This window comes from Albidovulum aestuarii (assembly GCF_029961185.1).
In the GTDB taxonomy this organism is placed as follows: domain Bacteria; phylum Pseudomonadota; class Alphaproteobacteria; order Rhodobacterales; family Rhodobacteraceae; genus Albidovulum; species Albidovulum aestuarii.
On sequence record NZ_JASBQQ010000007.1, the window covers coordinates 1 to 15,467 of the forward strand.

The 15,467-nt window shown below is 60.5% G+C and carries 14 protein-coding genes; 7 read left to right on the top strand and 7 right to left on the bottom strand.

All coding sequences use genetic code 11. The features are described 5' to 3' along the window. Positions 1-177: 177 nt before the first annotated feature. The 3 genes from QKW60_RS15130 to QKW60_RS15140 form a co-directional block, all read right to left on the bottom strand. Positions 178-2,148, bottom strand: coding sequence for an ABC transporter permease (locus QKW60_RS15130; protein WP_282369902.1), 1,971 nt, complete (start codon positions 2,146-2,148; stop codon positions 178-180). After that, positions 2,148-3,173, bottom strand: coding sequence for a quaternary amine ABC transporter ATP-binding protein (locus QKW60_RS15135; protein WP_282369903.1), 1,026 nt, complete (start codon positions 3,171-3,173; stop codon positions 2,148-2,150). Before QKW60_RS15135 ends, QKW60_RS15130 begins: the two co-directional genes overlap by 1 nt. Before the next feature lie 63 nt (positions 3,174-3,236). Beyond that, on the bottom strand, positions 3,237-4,184 hold the full coding sequence (locus QKW60_RS15140) for an ABC transporter substrate-binding protein (RefSeq protein ID WP_282369904.1): 948 nt from the start codon (positions 4,182-4,184) through the stop codon (positions 3,237-3,239). Between the two features lie 199 nt (positions 4,185-4,383). Between QKW60_RS15140 and QKW60_RS15145 the strand changes: the two genes are divergently transcribed. The 7 genes from QKW60_RS15145 (at position 4,384) to infB (ending at position 12,287) form a co-directional block, all read left to right on the top strand. After that, positions 4,384-5,355: a LysR substrate-binding domain-containing protein gene (locus tag QKW60_RS15145; protein WP_282369906.1), complete on the top strand. Its 972-nt coding sequence runs from the start codon at positions 4,384-4,386 to the stop codon at positions 5,353-5,355. A gap of 208 nt (positions 5,356-5,563) precedes the next feature. Beyond that, positions 5,564-6,190, top strand: coding sequence for a LysE family translocator (locus QKW60_RS15150; RefSeq protein WP_282369908.1), 627 nt, complete (start codon positions 5,564-5,566; stop codon positions 6,188-6,190). 128 nt (positions 6,191-6,318) lie between these two features. Further along, positions 6,319-6,777 (top strand): tryptophan-rich sensory protein TspO, encoded by a 459-nt coding sequence (gene tspO / locus QKW60_RS15155; protein ID WP_282369910.1) that lies wholly within the window; start codon positions 6,319-6,321, stop codon positions 6,775-6,777. A 154-nt stretch (positions 6,778-6,931) separates the two neighbouring features. Then, positions 6,932-7,501, top strand: a complete 570-nt coding sequence (gene rimP / locus QKW60_RS15160; protein WP_282369912.1) for a ribosome maturation factor RimP — start codon at positions 6,932-6,934, stop codon at positions 7,499-7,501. Further along, entirely contained in the window at positions 7,502-9,115 is a 1,614-nt protein-coding gene (gene nusA, locus QKW60_RS15165) for a transcription termination factor NusA (protein WP_282369914.1), read from the top strand. It begins immediately after the preceding gene. A gap of 23 nt (positions 9,116-9,138) precedes the next feature. Next, the gene (locus QKW60_RS15170) at positions 9,139-9,768 is read left to right on the top strand and encodes an RNA-binding protein (RefSeq protein ID WP_282369916.1); all 630 of its coding nucleotides are present in this window, start codon (positions 9,139-9,141) and stop codon (positions 9,766-9,768) included. Next, positions 9,765-12,287 (top strand): translation initiation factor IF-2, encoded by a 2,523-nt coding sequence (infB, locus tag QKW60_RS15175; RefSeq protein ID WP_282369918.1) that lies wholly within the window; start codon positions 9,765-9,767, stop codon positions 12,285-12,287. The genes QKW60_RS15170 and infB overlap by 4 nt, the downstream gene beginning before the upstream one ends. A 49-nt stretch (positions 12,288-12,336) precedes the next feature. On the opposite strand, the gene QKW60_RS15180 is transcribed toward infB, so the two are convergent. The 4 genes from QKW60_RS15180 to QKW60_RS15195 form a co-directional block, all read right to left on the bottom strand. Further along, on the bottom strand, positions 12,337-12,474 hold the full coding sequence (locus QKW60_RS15180; protein ID WP_263739690.1) for a hypothetical protein: 138 nt from the start codon (positions 12,472-12,474) through the stop codon (positions 12,337-12,339). 176 nt (positions 12,475-12,650) lie between these two features. Further along, a complete protein-coding gene (mutT, locus tag QKW60_RS15185; protein WP_282369921.1) occupies positions 12,651-13,049 on the bottom strand; it encodes an 8-oxo-dGTP diphosphatase MutT in 399 nt (132 codons plus the stop codon). A gap of 14 nt (positions 13,050-13,063) precedes the next feature. Next, entirely contained in the window at positions 13,064-14,341 is a 1,278-nt protein-coding gene (argJ, locus tag QKW60_RS15190; RefSeq protein WP_419762696.1) for a bifunctional glutamate N-acetyltransferase/amino-acid acetyltransferase ArgJ, read from the bottom strand. Between the two features lie 176 nt (positions 14,342-14,517). Beyond that, positions 14,518-15,366, bottom strand: a complete 849-nt coding sequence (locus QKW60_RS15195; RefSeq protein ID WP_282369925.1) for a peptidylprolyl isomerase — start codon at positions 15,364-15,366, stop codon at positions 14,518-14,520. Positions 15,367-15,467: the final 101 nt, after the last annotated feature.

A 15,467-nucleotide genomic window follows, 5' to 3' on the forward strand; every position in this document is an offset into this window, starting at 1 on the left:
ACACTGCTCGCCCCAGGCGCCATAACCATCAGGTAACTCCCCGTCCCGCTCTCCGCATCAAACGAAATGTTGTGCCACAATAGGGACCCGTCAGTCCCGCCAAACGCGGCCATTGGTACAAACTCGGACAGATCAAAACGCGAAAGGGTGCGTTGTGCTTCGGTTCGGTTCATTGCACTACCCCACGCCAAGGGCTTTGCGGCGTGCCGCCGACCAGCGCATGATGATGTGATCGAAGGCCAAAGCCATCAGCGCCACACACATGCCAAGGACGAAATTCTTGCCAAGCTCATTGCCCGCAAGCGTCTTCTGCAGTTCCTGCCCAAGGTCCTGCGTGCCGATGAAGGCGGCGATGATCACCATGAAGAAGGCAAACATGATCGCCTGATTGAACCCCACGGCCATTGTCGGCAGGGCCAGCGGGATCTGCACCTTCCACAGTTTCTGGCTGCGGGTGGCGCCGGACATGTCGGCGGCTTCGATCAATTCTTCCGGCACCGCGCGGATGCCCTCGATCGTGTAGCGCATCAGGGGCACGGTCGCGAAGATGAAGATGGCGAAGATCACAGCGACGTCGTTGACGCCGAACAGCATGATCGCCGGGATGAGGTAAATAAAGCTCGGAAAGGTTTGGGCCGTATCGCAGACCAGAAGGATCGGCTCGGACCATTTCTTGCGGCGCGCGGCGAGAATACCCAACGGCAGGCCGATCATCGTGGCAAGGATAACGGCCGAGATGACGGCATAGACCGTGATCATCGACCGGTCCCACCAACCAGTGAGCGCGATGACTGCGAAGAACGAACCCGCCAGCAGCGCCGAGCGGCGCCCGCCGACATACCAGCCCGCCGCCGCGACGGCGAGGATCACGGTCGCCGAGGGCAGCCACAGGATCGCGTTGCGGAACGGGATCAGCACCCATGTGATCAGGAACCAGCGCAGCCAGCCGGTGACGGCATTGATCGCGTCATTGGCAAGGATCGCGCGGATCACGTCGTCAATCTCGCCGCCCATCGACAGATCCTGATTGCGCTTGATGTGATCGGCGACCTGTACAAACTGGGCAAGGATGATGCATCCGACAAAGGCAGCGATGCCAATCAGCAGCAACTTGTTACGCTGCCACCAAGGCGTTCCGCGTTCAAAATGCTCCGGCTGCTTGACCACCCAGGCTTTGGAGCAACGATCAAGCGTCACCGCGATAAGCACGATGGTCACGCCGATCTCGAAGCTGCGGCCGAGCTTCAGCGAGTTCATCAGCGACAGCAGCTTCGCACCCAACCCCGGCATGCCGATGAAGGCGGTCAGAACCACCATGGCCAAGGAGAGCATGATCACCTGATTGACGCCGACAAGGATCTCGGTCCGTGCGGCGGGCACATAGACATGGCGCAGCATCTGCCAGCGGGTCGAGCCGCTCATATGCCCGGCCTCGACCACCTCGTTCGACACCTTCTTCAGCCCGAGCGAGGTCATCAGCACCATCGGCGGGATGGCATAGACGATAGTTGCGACGCAGCCAGCCGTCGGACCGACCTTGAAGAAGATCACCGCGGGCAGAAGGTAGGTGAAGAAGGGCAGGGTCTGAAAGATCGCGAGGATCGGCTTCAGTACTGCCTCGAATCGCGCGAATTTCCAGGCGAGGATGCCGAGGACCAGTCCGAGTAAAACGGCAACTGGCGCTGCGACAGTGATGACCGACATGGTTTCCATCGTCAGTTCCCACTGGCCGATCAGCGCCACCCAGACGAAGGCGCCACCCGCCAATGCCGCCATGCGCCAGCCCGACAGCCCATAACCGATCACGGCCGCGACAGCCGCGATGGCGGTCCATGGGATCGGGCCGATATAAGGCCAGCGATGTTTGCCGTAGAGCAGGTTCGCGGTGATATCCAGGAGCCATTCCAGACCTGCAGAGATGCCGCGCGTCACATGGATCAGACCGAGGTCGTCCTTGACGAAATCAAAGAACCACTGAAGCCAGTCCTGATAGGGCAGCACTGCTGCATCGGGCACCCGGATCAGAAAGCCCGGCAGCAGGGGTTTGACGACGGCCAGCAGAATCGCCACCGCAAAGAGGATCGTCGCGACCTTTGGCCGGTCCAGGGCCTGCCGCACAGGCAGGGCGGGGATGTCGGCAACCGCCATCACTCGGATCCCAGAAGAATGTCGAGCGCGTCCTGACGGCGCATTGATCCAATAATCTTTCCGGCTTTGTCGGCAACCGGAAGATCGTCGCGGCTTTCGTTCACCAACTGGCGGGCCAGTTGCAGGACGGTCGCATCGGCCGGAATGGACGGCCCTTCGACCGCATGGCCGTTCAGCGGGCGGGTCAGGCCGCGCGCGTGGACCACGCGCGACTTTTCTACATCCTCGGTGAACTTCGCCACATATTCGGTGGCAGGCGTCAGCACGATCTTGTCGGGCGTGTCGCATTGTTCGACCGCGCCGTCCTTCATGATCGCGATCCGGTCGGCGAGGCGCAAAGCCTCGTCAAAGTCATGAGTGATGAAAACGATGGTCTTGCCCAGCATGCCGCGCAGGCGCAGAAATTCGTCCTGCATCTCGCGCCGGATCAGCGGGTCAAGCGCCGAGAAAGGTTCATCGAGGAACCAGATATCCGGCTCGATGGCCAAGCTGCGGGCAATGCCCACACGTTGCTGCTGACCACCGGAGAGTTCGCGCGGGAAATACTCCTCGCGGCCCTCAAGTCCGACAAGCTTGATGACCTCTAGCGCCCGTTCACGCCGGTCGTGACGGTCCTGACCGCGCATCTCGAGCGGGAAGGCGACATTTTCCAGAACCGTGCGGTGCGGCAGCAGACCGAAGCTTTGGAACACCATGCCCATCTTGCGCCGGCGCAGTTCGATCAGCTCTTTTTCATTGAGTGACATCACGTCCTGACCGTCGACGATCACCTCGCCCCCGGTGATGTCGATCAGACGCGACATGCAACGGACCAGCGTCGATTTGCCCGATCCGGACAGACCCATGATGACCAGCATCTCGCCCCGTCCGACCTCGATCGAGACATCGCGCACGGCGGCGATATAGCCGTCCTGCCGGATCTCTTCGAAGCTTCTTGACCGGGCAGTATCCAGATAGGTCTCCGGTTTTGGCCCGAAAAGCTTCCAGACGTTCTTGCAGGAAATGACGGGGTTGGTATCAGTCATGTGCGTCCCGGTTCTCTCATAGGTCGGCTCCGGGGGTATACCCCCGGAACCCATTGATGCGGATCAGGAACCACCGGTCCAGGGCTTCCACACATCCTCATTGGCCTCAAGCCAGGCCGCGGCCGCGTCTTCCGGCTCCATCTCATCGATATCGACAAGTTTGGCCATTTCCGCGATCTGCGGATTGGTGAAGGAAATCTGGGTCAGCGTGCCATAGGCGGCCGGCCACTTTTCCTTCATCCCGTCCCATGCGGCGATCTTCAGATAGCCGTTGGCGGGATTGCCGCAATCATAGGTCGCGTCGGGGTTCGGGCCCTTGGACGGGTCTTCGTTGCAACCCTCTTCCCAGGCGGGGAATTCCACGAACTCGCCCGGCCAGACGGCTTCGGCAAAGTTCGGGGTCCAGTTGAAGACCACGACCGGCTTCTTGTCGGCCTCGGCGGCACCGATTTCGGCCCATAGGGCGGCGGCGGAACCGGCATTGACCACGACGAAATTCATACCAAGCCCGTCGACCCGTTCCTGATCGTGCTTGAGCCAGTCGACGGGCCCGCCGAGGAAGCGGCCCTTGTCGCCGGTCTCGGGTGTGGCGAAAAGCGCCGCGCATTCATTGAGCGCCTGCCAGTCGGGCAGGCCCGGGCAGCTTTCCTTGGTCCACATCGGGTACCACCAGTCCTCGCGCGTGACGGCGTTGTGGGTGCCCGCATCGTGGAGGCCACCCTTTTCCAGCGCTGAGCGGAACGAGGCGCCGAAGGCACCTTCCCAGACTTCAAGCTCAAGCGTCACATCACCGAGGCGGACGGATTCATAGACCGCCTGACTGTCGGTCGTGACGAACTCCACATTGTTGCCCATCGATTCGAAGATCTGACCGACAACGTGGCTCATCACGATCTGGCTGGACCAGTTGTGGATCGGAATGATGATTGGGTCCGAACTGTCAGCGGCGTTCGAAACCGTTGCGGATGCTGCGACTAAGGCGGCAAGCGATACCGTGGCTGCAAATCTCATGACGTCTCCCTGAATATCCCTCATTTTGGGGCCCGGCCCAGTGGACTGGGTTCCGGCGGCAATCATGCCCAACACCGACATTTTTTCTGCGAAGAATTTTATTTGCCTATGCCTCCAATAATTGATGGCAAGGTCGGAAGTCTGGCATAAGGTCTATCGCGCAGGAAATGTACGCGGCAGCAGGGGACTGTACTCCGAAATGGAACAGCGTCGGCCAAAAAAGGATAGCACGCAGAACCGCGCCAAGCCGCTGCCACCGTTGGATTACTTGCTGGCATTCGAAGCCGCCGCCGAACAGATGGGGTTCGCCGGTGCTTCGAAAGTATTGAACCTGAGTGAAACCGCAATCAGCCGCAAAGTCCGGCTTCTGGAACTGCACTTTGGCCTCAATTTTTTTGAGCGTGGACACAGATCGATCACCCTCACACAACACGGGCGCGAGTTTCTGGCACGTATCCGACCTGCACTCGATACGCTGAGGGCAGTCGCAGACGACACCCTCAAGACCGGCCAGAACCGTCCAGTTGTCCTCGCTGCCACCAATTCTGTTGCGGCCCTCTGGCTGACCCCTCGCCTGCGCAAGTTCCGCGAGGCGAACAAACATCTGAACATCATGCTGGTGGCGTCTGACGATGACGAGGAATGCCTGGCGGATACCGTCGATCTGACCATCCTTCGTGGCGATGGGAATTGGCCGGGCTATGAGGCGCAACTTGTATTCGGTGAAACGATTTTCCCGGTCTGCTCACCTGAATTTCTTGCTGCAAATCCTGAAATCAGCGATGCCGCATCCCTTCCGGACGCGCAGTTGATCGAAGTGTCGAGCAGCCACACTGAATGGATGAACTGGCGCACCTGGTTGACCCAGATCGGCGTTTCGTTCCGGCGGCTTGAGCGAACGATGCTGTTCAATACCTATCCGCTGTCGATCCACGCGGCTGTCGATGGCGTCGGCGTGGCATTGGGCTGGGGCCATCTCGTGGATCAATTGCTGGAATCGGGAAAGCTCGTTCGGCCCTTGGAAAATCGGCATGTTCGCACCGATCACGGTTACTATTTGCTCACCCCGCGCAACCGCGCTGTTTTTCCGGGCAGACAAGAAGTCGCCGAGTGGCTGATGAGCGTCAGTGCCGAGCGTAGGCGGTATGCTGAACGTACGCCGATCGGATAGAATGAGTTCGTCCGGTGGGCCGCACGGCGCTGGACATCGGCATATCCAAAGCGACGGTTTGGCCGCGCGAGACACGCTTGGCCTGGTATCCGGACTGGGTATGACATCGACAGACATGCCCGATGACAACTGCCTTAATAAAATTTCGCATGCAGATGGGGCGAATTGGACGTATTGCAGCCGAGCCGACACTGTACCAACAGAACCCATGACCATCAGTCTCGCCTCTCTTTTACTTTACGCTGGCGCCGTGGGCCTGTTGTGGCTCACTCCCGGCCCTGTTTGGGTCGCGATCACCGCCCGAGCCCTTTCAGGCGGTTTCGCAAGTGCCTGGCCGCTGGCCTTCGGCGTGACCTTGGGCGATCTGATCTGGCCATTGGTCGCGATCTTCGGGCTGGCCTGGATCGTCGACCAGTTCGACCAATTCATGGCCGTCATGCGCTACATCGCAGTGGCGGTTTTTGTGATCATGGGTTGGCTTCTGATCCGGCAGGCCGGGGCGCCGGTTTCAACCGACCGAAGTCTGACCCGACCGGGGCGATTGGCCGGGTTCATGGCCGGGGTCGCCGCGATCCTCGGCAACCCGAAGGCCGTTCTGTTCTACATGGGCGTGTTGCCGGGGTTCTTTGACCTGCGCCATGTCACCAATATTGACATCGTCGCAATCGTGATTGCCTCGATGTTGGTCCCGCTTGCGGGGAACCTGATGCTGGCGCTTCTGGTCGGCGAGGCCCGGAGTGTGCTGAAATCGCCGAAAGCCCTCTGGCGGCTGAACGTAGGGGCAGGGGTTATGCTGATCGCAGTGGGTGTCGTGATCGGGTTTCTGGATATGTGACTGGCTGCGTTAATTCGTCCTGCAATACAACAACGCAGCCAATCACTCGAATGCTGTATGATAAAGCGACGATCGAACTCGGAACCGGAAGCCTCAGGGTTCGTTTAGCCATCTGAAGTGGAGGACGAATGAACGTAGTGCTGTTCCTGATCTTTCTAGCGGCCTGCGCAGCGGCCGCAGCTACCGGCATGATCTTTCAGCCCGGAACATGGTATGACAGCCTTAAGAAACCGGACTGGACCCCGCCGCGCTGGGCATTTCCCCTGGTCTGGACTACGCTCTATGTCCTCATCGCCATCGCAGCGACACGCGTGTCTGGACTGCCAGGCGCAGAAGTCGCATTGGCGTTATGGGCGCTTCAGATCGCACTCAATACACTTTGGACGCCCGTGTTTTTCGGTGGCCACCATATCCGCTCCGGTCTGATGATCATTGGCGTTCTGTGGCTGACGGTCGCCGCAATGATACCGGCCTTCTGGCGCCTTGATTGGCTCGCGGGACTGATGCTTGTCCCTTACATCGTCTGGCTGTCGCTGGCTGTGGCTCTCAATTTCTGGATTTGGCGGAACAATTCTGCGGCGGTGTAGCATCGCGTCCCGTGCGCCGTGTATCAACGCTTGCAGACTCATCCGCCTTCCCCTATATCGCTCTCAACAGCGCGGCTGCGGGGTCCAAACTCACAGCCCACCGGGAAAGATCGACGGGCCGCTGGGCCCGTTTTTTTGTTGTCTGAAGAGCGTAATGTCCGACCTTATCGCGAAAACCGCCATTGACCGGCGCCTTGCCGAGATCGTGACCCCGACCATCGAAGGTCTGGGCTATGAGCTTGTGCGCATTCGCCTGATGGGGGGGAATACCAAGACGCTGCAGATCATGGCAGACCGTCCCGAGGGTGGGATCAACGTCGATGATTGCGGGAAGATATCGGTCGCAGTTTCGGCGGTTCTCGACGTCGAGGACCCGATCGAGGATCAGTATAACCTTGAGGTTTCGTCCCCCGGCATCGACCGGCCGCTCACCCGGCTGAAGGATTTCGAGGCCTGGAAAGGCTATGAGGCCAAGATTGAGACCGGCGAACTGATCGACGGCCGCAAGCGCTTCAAGGGCCTTATCGCCGGAACCGAGGGCGATGAAGTTCTGGTCGAAATCGAGGAAGGCACGATCGGCCTTCAGTTCGACTGGCTGGCCGACGCGAAGCTTGTCCTGACCGACGAACTGATCACTGAAATGCTGCGGCAGAAGAAGGCGACCGAGACGGTCGACGAAGCCGCGTTTGACGCAATTGAAGAAGAGACTTCCGAGGAGGAATGAATGGCGATTACCTCTGCCAACCAGCTTGAGCTGTTGCAAACCGCCGAGGCGGTCGCACGTGAAAAGATGATCGACCCCGGTCTGGTCATCGAAGCGATGGAAGAAAGCCTCGCCCGCGCGGCGAAGTCGCGCTACGGCGCCGAGATGGATATCCGCGTCGCCATCGACCGCAAAACCGGCCGCGCGACCTTCACCCGCGTCCGCACCGTGGTTGAGGATGATGCGGTCGAGAACTATCAGGCCGAACTGACCGTGGCGCAGGCCAAGCAGTATCTCGACGACCCGAAGGTCGGCGACGAGATCGTGGATGAGGTTCCGCCGGTCGATCTGGGCCGGATCGCCGCGCAGTCGGCCAAGCAGGTCATCCTGCAGAAGGTGCGCGAAGCCGAGCGCGACCGCCAGTACGAGGAATTCAAGGACCGCGCCGGAACGATCATCAACGGCATCGTCAAGCGCGAGGAATACGGCAATATCATCGTCGATATCGGCCGGGGCGAAGCCGTCCTGCGCCGGAACGAGAAGATTGGCCGCGAAAGCTATCGCCCGAACGACCGTATCCGCTGCTACATCAAGGATGTTCGCCGCGAGGCGCGGGGGCCCCAGGTCTTCCTGTCGCGGACCGACCCGCAGTTCATGGCCGAGCTTTTCAAGATGGAAGTGCCGGAAATCTATGACGGCATCATCGAAATCAAGGCCGTGGCCCGCGACCCGGGCTCGCGCGCCAAGATCGGCGTTATCTCGTATGACAACTCCATCGACCCGGTCGGCGCCTGCGTCGGTATGCGCGGCAGCCGCGTTCAGGCGGTGGTGAACGAGCTTCAGGGCGAAAAGATCGACATCATTCCGTGGAATGAAGATCAGGCGACGTTCCTTGTGAACGCGCTTCAGCCCGCCGAGGTGGCCAAGGTCGTCATCGACGAAGAGGCCGGCAAGATCGAGGTCGTCGTTCCGGATGAGCAGTTGTCGCTCGCCATCGGCCGTCGCGGTCAGAACGTGCGGCTTGCTTCGCAGCTGACCGGGCTGGATATCGACATCCTGACGGAAGAGGAAGAAAGCCAGCGTCGTCAGGCCGAGTTTGCCGAACGCACGAAGCTCTTCGTCGAGGCGCTCGATCTCGACGAATTCTTCGCCCAGCTTCTGGTCTCGGAAGGGTTCACCAGCCTCGAAGAGGTTGCCTATATCGAGCTTGACGAACTTCTGTCGATCGAGGGCGTAGACGAAGGCACCGCCGAAGAGCTTCAGGCCCGTGCCCGCGACGTGATCGAGGAACAGAACCGCAAGGCGCTGGAAAACGCCCGTGCACTGGGTGTCGAGGACAGCCTGATCAACTTCGAGGGCCTGACGCCCCAGATGATCGAAGCGCTTGCCAATGACGGCGTGAAAACGATCGAGGACTTCGCGACCTGCGCCGACTGGGAACTGGCCGGTGGCTGGACCACCGTCAACGGCGAGCGGGTCAAGGATGACGGTATCCTTGAGAAGTTCGACGTGAGCCTTGAAGAAGCGCAGACCCTCGTCATGACCGCCCGCATCCAGCTTGGCTGGGTCGACCCGGCCGAACTTGCGGCTGAAGCGGACGAGGGCGAGGAAACCGAAGAGGGGGCCGAGGCCTGATATGGGCCTCGGGAGGATCGCATATGACCCGAGGGGGACGCGACAAGGATAGGGACCTGCCCGAACGGCGCTGCATCGTGACAGGTGACGTGCAGCCCAAGGCGGGACTTGTCCGTTTTGTCGTGTCACCCGAAGGTCAGGTCTTTCCCGACCTTGGCGAAAAGTTGCCGGGCCGGGGCATGTGGGTCACAGCTGACCGCGAAATCATTGCCAAGGCGATCAAGAAGGGCCTCTTTTCCCGCGCCGCCAAGGCACAGGTTACGGCCGCCGAAAATCTGCCCGATCTGGTCGAGGCGGGCCTTGCGAGGCGCGTCGTCGACCATATTTCACTGGCCCGCAAGGCAGGGCGCGCCGTCGCCGGTTTTGAGAAGGTCAAGGGCTGGCTGGCCGATGGAAAGGCAAAGGTGCTGTTGCAGGCCTCCGACGGTTCGGAACGCGGCAAGGGCAAACTCTGGACACCCGAAGGCGGCCGCTGGTTCGGTTGCCTGACAGCGTCCGAGCTCGGTCTGGCCTTTGGCCGCGATAGTGTGATACATGGCGCGCTCGGCGCTGGCGGATTGAGTAATCGTGTTGTAGAGGAAGCGGCAAAGCTTTCTGGTCTGAGAAAGAATTACGGCGGGACGTCCGCCGGGAAGGATGCAAAGTCGGCATGAGCGAAACAGACGGTAAAAAACCCCTCGGCCTCGGGGGCGGGCGTTCCGGTCAGGTGAAGCAGAGCTTTTCCCATGGCCGCACGAAGAGCGTCGTCGTCGAGACGAAGCGCAAGCGCGTTGTCGTGCCGAAGCCGGGCGCACCTGCCTCCTCTGGTGGCAGTGCGGCAAGTGCGGGCGATCCTTCACGCCGTCCCGCCGGGATTTCCGATGCCGAGATGGAACGCCGTCTGAAGGCGCTTCAGGCCGCCAAGGCGCGTGAGGCCGAAGAGGCTGAACAGCGGGCCGCCGACGAGCGTCAGCGCGAGGAAGAGCGCGAGCGTCGACGCGCCGAGGCTGAGGCCAAGGAGCGCGAGGACCGTGAGCGCGAAGAAGCGCTGAAGGCCAAGGCCGAGGAAGAAGCCCGCAAGGTTCAGGAAGCCGAAGCGCGCGCTGCCCGCAAGGAAGAGATCAAGAAGCCTGCTGCAAAGCCGGCGCCTGTCGATCAGGCCGCAGCCGAGGCGGCAGCAGCCCGGGCAGAAACCAAGGGCGTCAGCACGTCCGGCCCGCGCAAAACCGACCGCGAACGCGATACCCGCAATGCCGATCGCGACAGCCGTGGCAAGGCCGGCCGTGACGAAGGCCGTCGCTCGGGCAAACTGACGCTCAGCGAGGCTTTGTCGGGCGAGGGCGGCCGTCAACGCTCACTCGCCGCGATGAAGCGCAAGCAGGAAAAGGCCCGCCAGAAGGCGATGGGCATGAATGTCCGTCCTGAAAAGCAGGTGCGCGATGTACAGCTGCCTGAGACGATCATCGTCTCGGAACTGGCCAACCGGATGGCTGAACGCGCCGCCGACGTGGTCAAGGCCCTGATGAAGATGGGCATGATGGTCAATATGAACCAGCCCATTGACGCCGACACCGCTGAACTGGTGATCGAGGAGTTTGGACATAACGCAGTCCGCGTATCCGACGCAGACGTCGAACAGGTCATCGACACGGTCGAGGACAAGGACGAAGACCTGCAGTCACGCCCGCCGATCATTACGATCATGGGTCATGTCGACCATGGCAAGACCTCGCTACTCGACGCGATCCGCAAGACGAATGTCGTTTCGGGCGAGGCAGGCGGCATTACCCAGCATATTGGCGCCTATCAGGTGAAGACGGAGTCCGGCGCGGTTCTGTCCTTCCTCGACACGCCGGGCCACGCGGCCTTTACATCGATGCGGGCCCGTGGTGCGCAGGTCACGGATATCGTCGTTCTGGTCGTAGCCGCCGACGATGCGGTCATGCCGCAGACGGTCGAGGCGATCAACCACGCCAAGGCCGCTAAAGTACCGATGATTGTCGCTATCAACAAATGCGACAAGCCCGCTGCCAATCCGCAGAAGGTCCGCACAGACCTCCTCCAGCACGAGGTTGTCGTCGAGGCCATGTCGGGCGATGTGCAGGATGTGGAAGTTTCGGCCACCACCGGCAAGGGTCTTGATGCGCTGCTGGAAGCCATCGCGCTGCAGGCCGAGATCCTGGAACTGAAGGCCAACCCGAACCGCGCGGCAATGGGCGCCGTTATCGAAGCCAAGTTGGATGTTGGCCGCGGTCCGGTCGCCACCGTTCTGGTGCAGAACGGCACACTCAAGCAGGGCGATATCTTTGTTGTCGGCGAGCAGTGGGGCAAGGTCCGCGCGCTTATCAACGACAAAGGCGATCGGGTGAACGAGGCCGGACCTTCGGTGCCGGTCGAAGTTCTCGGCCTGAACGGCACGCCCGAGGCCGGTGACGTCCTGAACGTCGTCGAAACCGAGGCACAGGCGCGCGAAATCGCAAGTTATCGCGAACAGGCCGCCAAGGACAAACGTGCCGCGGCAGGTGCCGCCACGACGCTTGAACAGCTCATGGCGAAGGCCAAGGAAGACAAGAACATCTCGGAACTGCCGATCGTCGTGAAAGCCGACGTGCAGGGCTCTGCCGAGGCGATTGTTCAGGCTATGGAAAAAATCGGCAACGACGAAGTCCGCGTCCGGGTGCTGCATTACGGTGTCGGTGCCATCACGGAATCGGACATCGGTCTCGCCGAAGCAAGCCAGTCTCCGGTTATCGGTTTCAACGTCCGGGCCAATGCTCCGGCACGGGCGGCGGCGAACCAAAAGGGTGTCGAGATCCGCTATTACTCTGTCATCTACGACCTTGTGGATGATGTAAAAGCGGCGGCATCAGGCCTTCTGTCGGCCGAGATTCGCGAAACCTTCATCGGCTACGCGTCGATCAAGGAGGTGTTCAAGGTTTCCGGGGTCGGCAAGGTTGCAGGGTGTCTGGTCACCGAAGGCGTCGCCCGCCGTTCGGCTGGCGTGCGCCTCTTGCGCGACGACGTGGTAATCCACGAAGGCACGCTGAAAACTCTCAAGAGATTCAAAGACGAAGTCAAAGAAGTCCAGTCCGGTCAGGAATGCGGTATGGCCTTCGAGAACTACGAGGACATCCGTCCGGGCGATGTGATCGAAATCTTCGAACGCGAAGAAGTCGAACGTAAGCTGACATAAAAATGGGGCCGCGAGGCCCCATTTTACGGTACTGAAAAGGTCGCCTGGGTCAGGCGGCCTTTTTCGTAACCGGGTATCCTTCGAAGATGAGTTGACCGACCCGGACGAGAATCTTTCCATTTTCGAGCTGGCGCTCGAAAACTCCCTGAACGGAAACGCAACTCCCAAGAGTGATGGTGCGCAGCATCGCGTAAACTCCCCAACGGCGGGCTGCTAATATCGTAGCAATCACTCGTTAACGGGGCACTAATGACTGGCCCGGATTTGTAGCGTTATTCTCCCGCATTTGGAAACGATTATTAGTCATCGCTGCCTATCGGCGGGAAATCTCCTCAACCTATAGCTGCATAAACTACAAAAATGTCAAAGCCAATCGCGCAATACGGGAATCAGGGGCAGATCGGCCGGTGGCATCGGATAGTTGCGAAGATCCTTGGCCCTTACCCAAGCCAGTTCCTGATTCTCACGTGATTGCGGCGTACCTTGCCACTTTCGGCAGGCAAAGACCGGCATCAGCAGGTGGAAATCGTCATAGGCATGACTGGCAAATGTCAGCGGCGCGAGGCAGCTTTTCCAGGTATCGATGCCCAGTTCCTCGTGCAGTTCACGAATCAACGCGGCCTCGGGCGTTTCACCCGGCTCCACCTTGCCGCCGGGAAACTCCCAAAGGCCAGCCATGGACTTCCCCTCGGGTCGCTTGGCCAGCAGCACGCGACCGTCCATGTCGATCAGGGCGACGGCAGAGACCAGTATGACCTTCACCGACGCCCCCTGCTTCACGACCGGTAATCGGCGTTGATATCGATGTAGCCGTGGGTCAGATCACAGGTCCAGACGCTCTTGGCGGCCTTACCCAAACCGAGATCGACCTGGATCAGCAGTTCCTCACCCTTCATATAAGCCGAGGTCTGTTCTTCGGAGTAATCCGGACTGCGCCAGCCATTCTCGGCGACGAGGATATCGCCGAACCGGATCGACAGCTTGTCGCGATCCGCCTTGCCGCCGGACTTGCCGACCGCCATGACGATGCGGCCCCAATTGGCGTCTTCACCCGCAATCGCGGTCTTGACCAAAGGCGAGTTGGCGATAGCAATTGCGATACGGTGGGCGTTGGCGGCATCCGATGCGCCGGTCACGCGGACCTCGACGAACTTGGTCGCGCCTTCGCCGTCCTTCACCACCTGGTGAGCAAGGTCCATCATCACGCCGCGCAGGGCTGCTTCAAAGGCCTTGGCGGCTTTAGATCGCATGTCGGTGATCTCAGCCGCTTTCGACTTGCCAGTCGCCGCGACGATAAGCGCGTCCGAGGTGGAAGTGTCGCTGTCCACGGTAATCGCATTGAAGGTCTGGTCGGTCTGTCGCGAGACCATCTTTTGCAGGTTGGCGGCCGAGATTTTCGCGTCGGTGAAGATATAGACCAACATCGTCGCCATGTCCGGCGCGATCATGCCCGAGCCTTTGGCGATGCCGGCAATGCGGATCTTGCCGCCTTCACCCTCTACCTCGGCCATCGAGCCCTTGGGGAAGGTGTCAGTCGTCATAATCGCCCGCGCGGCCAGTTCGATCGCATCGCCCGAGAGCGCAGACTTCAGATCATCGAGTTTCGCCGTAATGCGCTCATGCGGCAGCGGTTCGCCGATGACACCGGTGGACGAGGAGAGGACACGCGATACCGGAATGCCGAGCGCCTTGGCCACGCCACCTGTCACCGCATCTACCGCCTCTTGTCCCAATGCGCCGGTAAAAGCGTTGGCATTGCCCGAATTGACGATGATCGCAGCGCCGTCTTTCGGCCCCGCCGCCTTCTTCAGCTTGGCCTGACAGTCCAGAATGCAGGCCGCGCGCGTGGAGGAGCGAGTGAAAGCGCCGGCGATAGTCGTTCCGGGCGCGAGACGGGCAAGCATCACATCGGTGCGGTTTTTGTAGCGCACGTTGGCCTCAACTGCGGCGAATTCGACGCCCGCGATCCTAGGCAGGGCCGGAAACCCTTCCTTGGGTGCCAGCGGGGAGACCGGATTGGCCTTCTTCGTCTTGGCAGCAACCGCATTAGCCATGTCCGAAACAGCATCGCTGACCGCCTTGTAGGCATCTCCCGCCGCCTCTTCCAGTTGCGGGCGGACGTCCTCATTAAACTGTTTGCGCAGCTTTTTGAGTTTGCCTTTCAGCTTTTTTGCTTCGGCCTTCCAGTCATTGCCTTTCTTGGCCATCGCCAATCTCCTCGCTGGAGTGTTCAGTTATCAAGTAGTTCCGTGTTTTTCAGGATGGCCGGATCGATGCCCTCGACCATTTTCTCTACCTCGGCCGCATCGCTCACCGCCTTGACCTTTTCCTCGACCGCAGCACCCTGCAATTCGCCCGCCAGCTCATCGCGCACGTCGTCGATGGTCGGGGCGGCGGCGCTGCGGATCTCGTTCAGCTTAATTATGTGCCAGCCGAACTGAGACTCAACCGGGTCAGAGACCTGACCCGGCTCCATCGCGATAACGGCGTCTTCGAAGGGCTTGACCATCATGCCGACACCGAACCAGCCAAGATCGCCGCCGGCAGCAGCCGATCCGCGATCCGTCGACTTTTCGGTGGCCTTTGCCGCGAAGTCCGCGCCGCCGTCGATTTCGGCTTTTAGCGCCTTCGCTTCGTCCTCGGTCTCAACGAGGATATGGGCCGCACTATATTCCTTGCCCGGCTCCTGGCTGGCATAGCGCTCATCGAAGAGCGCTGCGATCTTCTCTTCCGTAACGGCGGCCTTTGCCGTCTCATCAAGCGTCACAGCCGCAAGGTAGCTACGGCGATTGTTTTCCAGCACCAGCGTATCGCGCTTGCGCAGATTGGTCTCGGCCTCGGCCGACAGGGAAACCTGCTGGATAATCTGGTCGAGAATGCCGTCAAACAGGGTCTTGTCGTCAAGCTGCAGGTATTGCGCGGGAAGATTGTCGCGCAGCGCGATCATGTGGCCAAGCGTGATTTCCGTCCCGTTTACAGTCGCCACGATAGTATCGGCCGTCGGGTCTTCGGCGCGGGCCGTGCCGGTGAGTGCCAGCGACACCGCAAAAGCGCCGAGAATGTGGACCGGTTTCAACATCGTGACGTCTCCTTCAGGGCCGCTCATGGAGGCGGCGTTGACTATCGCACGGCAGACCCTTACATCGCGATGGTCCAGTGAAGGCCTGCCGCGCCTTTGTT

Bases quoted from the DNA above. Each gene is read 5' to 3' on its own strand.
- QKW60_RS15145 (WP_282369906.1), top strand. From the start codon at position 4,384: ATGGAACAGCGTCGGCCAAAAAAGGATAGCACGCAGAACCGCGCCAAG.
- QKW60_RS15180 (WP_263739690.1), bottom strand. From the start codon at position 12,474: ATGCTGCGCACCATCACTCTTGGGAGTTGCGTTTCCGTTCAGGGAGTT.
- QKW60_RS15170 (WP_282369916.1), top strand. From the start codon at position 9,139: ATGACCCGAGGGGGACGCGACAAGGATAGGGACCTGCCCGAACGGCGC.
- QKW60_RS15150 (WP_282369908.1), top strand. From the start codon at position 5,564: ATGACCATCAGTCTCGCCTCTCTTTTACTTTACGCTGGCGCCGTGGGC.
- rimP (WP_282369912.1), top strand. From the start codon at position 6,932: ATGTCCGACCTTATCGCGAAAACCGCCATTGACCGGCGCCTTGCCGAG.
- QKW60_RS15140 (WP_282369904.1), bottom strand. From the start codon at position 4,184: ATGAGATTTGCAGCCACGGTATCGCTTGCCGCCTTAGTCGCAGCATCC.
- QKW60_RS15195 (WP_282369925.1), bottom strand. From the start codon at position 15,366: ATGTTGAAACCGGTCCACATTCTCGGCGCTTTTGCGGTGTCGCTGGCA.
- tspO (WP_282369910.1), top strand. From the start codon at position 6,319: ATGAACGTAGTGCTGTTCCTGATCTTTCTAGCGGCCTGCGCAGCGGCC.
- QKW60_RS15130 (WP_282369902.1), bottom strand. From the start codon at position 2,148: ATGGCGGTTGCCGACATCCCCGCCCTGCCTGTGCGGCAGGCCCTGGAC.
- nusA (WP_282369914.1), top strand. From the start codon at position 7,502: ATGGCGATTACCTCTGCCAACCAGCTTGAGCTGTTGCAAACCGCCGAG.
- infB (WP_282369918.1), top strand. From the start codon at position 9,765: ATGAGCGAAACAGACGGTAAAAAACCCCTCGGCCTCGGGGGCGGGCGT.
- QKW60_RS15135 (WP_282369903.1), bottom strand. From the start codon at position 3,173: ATGACTGATACCAACCCCGTCATTTCCTGCAAGAACGTCTGGAAGCTT.
- argJ (WP_419762696.1), bottom strand. From the start codon at position 14,341: ATGGCTAATGCGGTTGCTGCCAAGACGAAGAAGGCCAATCCGGTCTCC.